General features: G+C 44.7%; 4 protein-coding genes. 3 read left to right on the top strand and 1 reads right to left on the bottom strand.

What is annotated here, in order from left to right:
* Positions 1–208 precede the first annotated feature (208 nt).
* The 3 genes from JX312_RS14350 (at position 209) to JX312_RS10335 (ending at position 3,425) form a co-directional block, all read left to right on the top strand.
* Complete coding sequence (locus JX312_RS14350; protein ID WP_370541499.1) at positions 209–1,387, top strand: tyrosine-type recombinase/integrase; 1,179 nt, start codon at positions 209–211, stop codon at positions 1,385–1,387.
* Positions 1,380–2,372, top strand: coding sequence for a tyrosine-type recombinase/integrase (locus tag JX312_RS10340; RefSeq protein WP_204457942.1), 993 nt, complete (start codon positions 1,380–1,382; stop codon positions 2,370–2,372). The genes JX312_RS14350 and JX312_RS10340 overlap by 8 nt, the downstream gene beginning before the upstream one ends.
* Before the next feature lie 3 nt (positions 2,373–2,375).
* Positions 2,376–3,425, top strand: a complete 1,050-nt coding sequence (locus tag JX312_RS10335) for a tyrosine-type recombinase/integrase (protein WP_204457941.1) — start codon at positions 2,376–2,378, stop codon at positions 3,423–3,425.
* Between the two features lie 4 nt (positions 3,426–3,429).
* Here JX312_RS10335 and JX312_RS14345 read toward each other — a convergent pair whose 3' ends face one another.
* Positions 3,430–3,738 (bottom strand): M23 family metallopeptidase, encoded by a 309-nt coding sequence (locus JX312_RS14345; protein WP_204457940.1) that lies wholly within the window; start codon positions 3,736–3,738, stop codon positions 3,430–3,432.
* Positions 3,739–3,915: the final 177 nt, after the last annotated feature.

Here is a 3,915-nt window from a genome sequence, read left to right as displayed (position 1 = left end):
TATTATCNANAGNATAACGNTNTCCAAAGCAATATTGACTATGAACATGTATATCATTGCACACCAATTTATCTTTAAGATAATATGTTTGGATAATATTAAACTATTGACACAATTTATGTGTTAAAATGATAAACTTCTAAAATTTACAGCCAAGACCACCTCAATTTCCTCTTTCGATGAACTCATCCGGAATTGTTCAAGACAAATGGATNAATCAGGCTATTCCCCCGGCTGCGTAAAAGTCCACATGCGCCGATGGATACTCCATGTGTTGCCTTACCTTAAAAAGATCGGAGCAACGGCTTATACTTGTGAGATTGGGAGGCGGTTCCTATTTGAGACACTTCCAACACTTACTCCGTCCGCACAAAGACGGTATAAGCGAAGTATCAGAATATTAGATGCATTTTTCCAAACCGGTAACATACCTAAACATGCCAAACGTGTCGCAGAACCCCCATTACCCGGCGAAATAGGAGCTGTCTGCAAAGAATTCCTTGTCTATAAGATAGGACAACGTTGCCGGCTTATTACCGTCGAGAATTATCAGAGACTTCTCTCATACTTTGTGACATCATTAAATGTCAATGGAAAGACCACTTTTGCCCAGATAGAAGAGTCCGACATCATTGCGTTTCTCAATGTGGAGGAATCGAAANGCANCCGTCTTAGCACCATGAGGCAATTCTACCGGTATGTATCTAAAAGGCATCCCGACATAAAGGATATGACATATATCTTTGAGTTAATGCATTCGACGAGAACAAGTAGATTGCCATCGACATATGAANGGGACGAAATTAAGGCCATANAATCCCATGTTGATCGTAGCGGCCCGATAGGTAAGCGCACATATGCCATGCTCCTCCTTTCCACGAGGCTCGGTTTAAGGATTTCCGACATCATCGGACNTACATTTGACGATTTGGACTGGGACAGATCCATGCTGAATATCATTCAAGCGAAAACAGGTAGAACCGTTGAACTGCCTTTGTTGAAAGATGTCGGAGANGCGATTGTGTCATATCTGAAAGTAAGACCAAAGACATCAAGCCCCAATATTTTCGTGACTCATGTACTTCCATATACCCCAATGAACCGATCCGGTGCAGCAAGACACATTTCAAATGTGATTGTGGGAAGCAACATACATACCGCCGGACGTAAACACGGGCCTCATTCAATGCGGTTTTCACTTGCGACCCGTCTGCTCCAGCAAGGGACAGGGCTCGTGTGCATCTCTGAAACGTTGGGCCATAGTGGGACTGACGTGACAATGAACTACTTGCGCATAGACATCAATTCATTGACACGTTGTATGCATGATGTGCCACAAGTGGATGATAATTTTTACAATCAATCAAACGGTGGATTTTATGAATGAGAACAGGAAATACACCAGCGTGTTTGCACCGTATCTGGAACGTTTTGTAGCCATGAAGGATGCCGGCGGTCTTAGTCCCCGCAGCGGACTCTATGACGCATTGCGTCTTTTTGACCGATTCGCCACTCAGGAAAGTATCCCTAATGTAGAGCTGAGGGCAGAAACAATAGCCCATTGGGTTGAGAAAACCATGTCCGGGAACAAGCNCGCAACAATNNATGAGAAGAGTAGCGCCATCGGTCAGTTCTGTAAATATCTTATCAGACTCGGAATAAAATGCGAGGTGCCGGCATATCCCCGCAAACCCAAAAAGACGTATACGCCATATATCTATTCCAGGGAGGAAATACAGAAGATTTTTCGAGCAGCCGACGCCTTACGCCTCGGTTCGTTGCGCTATCATTCAGTAATATTTTCAGTCCCGGTTCTTCTTCGGCTTCTTTACTCGACCGGTATGAGAATCGGAGAGGCGTGCAGCCTGAAGAATTCAGATGTTGATATACAAACGGGTAAGATAACCGTCCGGAATACGAAAAACAGGCAGGAACGCCTACTGCCTATAATCCCTACGCTTCAATATGCAGTAACGCAATATCTTGATTATAGGAGCAAACTACCTGTCAAAAAAATAGATAATCCCGACTCTTATTTTTTGGTGAATCTCAGGGGCGATAGGCTACATCCGAGCTGCATAGGCGCATGGTTCCATAAGATACTCAGGGATGCTGACATAAAGTACATACCCGGAATTGGACCGAGGATACACGACCTCCGACACACCTTTGCCGTGCATGCTCTTGACCGGATGGCAAAAGAGGGCCGTGATGTTTACTGCATCCTGCCGGTACTGTCCGTGGCGTTAGGGCACAAATGTGTCACCGACACCGAATATTATGTCAGAATCACCAATCAGGCATATCCAGACTTCTCCGAACTGACCACACCCATATCAGAATACGTATTCCCAACGATAAAAACAATATAGTTTATGAACAGGACAGAAACATATATAGCCAGATACATCGGAAACTTCTTTTCGGTCTATTTGTGTGCCGAGAAAGGTTGCAGTCCCCACACTGTAAGATCTTATGCCAATGCGTTGTCATCATATATTGATTTCATTGAAACGACACAACACATTCGTTCAGAACGTATCACCACGGCGTATGTCACAAAAAAACTTGTGCTTGAATACCTTTCATGGCTTGAGGACAAGAAAAATGTCTCGGTATCAACCCGCAATCAGCGGCTTGCCGCTATCCACTCGTTATGCCGATACCTGCAACGTGTTGATGTGCCTCATATTGACAGATGGCAGGATGTGCTGACCATAAAAACAAAGAAAGGTACTGCCAAGCCCATGTTGTTTCTATCAGTTGACGGAATAAGGCTGTTGNTANACCAAATTCCAACAGACACAATCAGCCACCGACGAGATCTTGCCATGCTGGCACTGCTCTATGACACAGGGGCGAGGGTCAATGAGCTGGTACTTTTACGTCCCTGCGACCTTCACCTTGAAGAACCGGCGTATCTGGTTCTTCAAGGGAAAGGAAACAAAAACAGGGCGGTGCCTCTGCAAAAGAAGAACGTGGCACTACTGACCGAATACCTTAATGACAACCTTCTGCATCGGCCGGAAATGCAGACGGAACCATTATTTAAAAATAGAGTTGGAGGACGGCTCACATGTGCAGGGGTAACGTATATACTTATGAAATACATCCGAAAGGCTCATTCTGCNAATCCTGANTTAGTTCCTGTGAAACTGTCTCCNCATTGCCTACGTCACACAAGGGCAATGCATCTTTTGCAAGCCGGAGTGAATCTTGTATATATCAGAGATATTCTCGGACATGTCTCAATCCTGACTACTGAAATATATGCCCGTGCGGACTCCAGGCAGAAACGGGAGGCCCTGGAGAAAGCATACAGGGATGTCATCCCCGAGACTTCAGATGATGGATCGAGACCGTCTTGGGAAACAGACAGGAACCTTAAAGAATGGCTTAAAAGGCTTGGTTCCAGAAATCATTAAATAATCAATAGCGATGACGCCTTATCCTGTCAATAAGAATCGCCGGGTTGATGCTTACTCCATCACATTTTAAAGTGATGTGAAGATGGGGACCAGTAGAACGACCAGTGGAACCGGCATTCCCAATCGAATCTCCCGCTAAAACCAAGCTTCCTTCGGACACAAGACACCGGCTTAAATGATAATACTCAAAAGCATACCGACCACTACGGACTATAACATACCGGCCCCTGCTATTATCAAAACCCACCTCGGCAACCACTCCCNCGAACATTGCATATGTCGGTTCTCCGGCAACTGCTTTTAAATCCACGCCATTATGCCATCTGGATTTTTTTGTAAACGGATCTGTACGCCTCCCAAAATGGGATGTAACAATAATCTTTCTCAGTGGAGCTGACAAAATAGATCTTTTCTCACTGGCGTCTCTTAAAATCTGTTAATGCGAAATTGTTAAACTCTGTATTCATGTTGGTTACGCGATTTTCTG

The organism is Barnesiella sp. CU968, from assembly GCF_905219685.1.
Lineage (GTDB): Bacteria > Bacteroidota > Bacteroidia > Bacteroidales > Muribaculaceae > Lepagella > Lepagella muris_A.
This window is presented reverse-complemented; position numbering and strand designations above follow the sequence as displayed.